This is a genomic window from Halomonas sp. ALS9 (assembly GCF_001651035.1).
Lineage (GTDB): Bacteria > Pseudomonadota > Gammaproteobacteria > Pseudomonadales > Halomonadaceae > Vreelandella.
Window position 1 is genome coordinate 1 of the sequence record NZ_LXRG01000161.1, and the last position, 1,381, is coordinate 1,381.

The window sequence follows — 1,381 nt, forward strand, 5'->3', positions numbered from 1 at the left end:
TGCTATGGTCGTCAGGCGTAACGGGTAATGTACATCATGCTGACTAGCGTTCTATCGTTGCTTGCTAAATTGTGTGCGTCTCACTGCCAAGCCCTGTGTTAAACAGTTAGCTCAGCTTGCGTATCCGGTTCTTCACGTTATCATCACGACCAGACCCCTTGGGTGTTATAGGGTCAAGCCTCACGGGCCATTAGTACACGTTAGCTCAACACCTTGCAGCGCTTCCACACCGTGCCTATCAACCAGCTGGTCTCGCTGGGCCCTTCAGGAGGCTCTAGGCCTCAGGGATGTCTCATCTTGAAGGGGGCTTCCCGCTTAGATGCTTTCAGCGGTTATCCCGTCCGACCATAGCTACCCGGCAATGCCACTGGCGTGACAACCGGAACACCAGAGGGTCGTCCACTCCGGTCCTCTCGTACTAGGAGCAGCCCTTCTCAAACATCCAACGCCCACGGCAGATAGGGACCGAACTGTCTCACGACGTTCTAAACCCAGCTCGCGTACCACTTTAAATGGCGAACAGCCATACCCTTGGGACCGACTTCAGCCCCAGGATGTGATGAGCCGACATCGAGGTGCCAAACACCGCCGTCGATGTGAACTCTTGGGCGGTATCAGCCTGTTATCCCCGGAGTACCTTTTATCCGTTGAGCGATGGCCCTTCCATACAGAACCACCGGATCACTAGAACCTGCTTTCGCACCTGCTCGACGTGTCTGTCTCGCAGTCAAGCACCCTTATGCTCTTGCACTCACTGCACGATGTCCGACCGTGCTGAGGGTACCTTCGTGCTCCTCCGTTACTCTTTAGGAGGAGACCGCCCCAGTCAAACTACCCACCACACACTGTCCTCGATCCGGATAACGGACCTGAGTGAGAACGCCAATGATGCCAGGCTGGTATTTCAAGGTTGGCTCCCTTCGAACTGGCGTCCAAAGTTCAAAGCCTCCCAGCTATCCTACACAGGCAACATCAGCGTCCAGTGTGAAGCTATAGTAAAGGTTCACGGGGTCTTTCCGTCTAGCCGCGGGTACACCGCATCTTCACGGCGATTTCAATTTCACTGAGTCTCGGGTGGAGACAGCGTGGCCATCATTACGCCATTCGTGCAGGTCGGAACTTACCCGACAAGGAATTTCGCTACCTTAGGACCGTTATAGTTACGGCCGCCGTTTACCGGGGCTTCAATCAAGAGCTTCGCCTTGCGGCTAACACCATCATTTAACCTTCCGGCACCGGGCAGGCGTCACACCCTATACGTCCGCTTGCGCGTTAGCAGAGTGCTGTGTTTTTAATAAACAGTTGCAGCCACCTGGTATCTTCGACCGGTTCGGGCTTAGAGAGCAAGTCTCATCACCCTACGCCGGCGTGCCTTCTCCCG

The 1,381-nt window shown here is 55.0% G+C and carries 1 rRNA gene; it reads right to left on the bottom strand.

The features are described from left to right. Window positions 1-169: 169 nt before the first annotated feature. A 23S ribosomal RNA gene (locus A6R74_RS10650) occupies window positions 170-1,381 on the bottom strand; the annotation flags it as partial.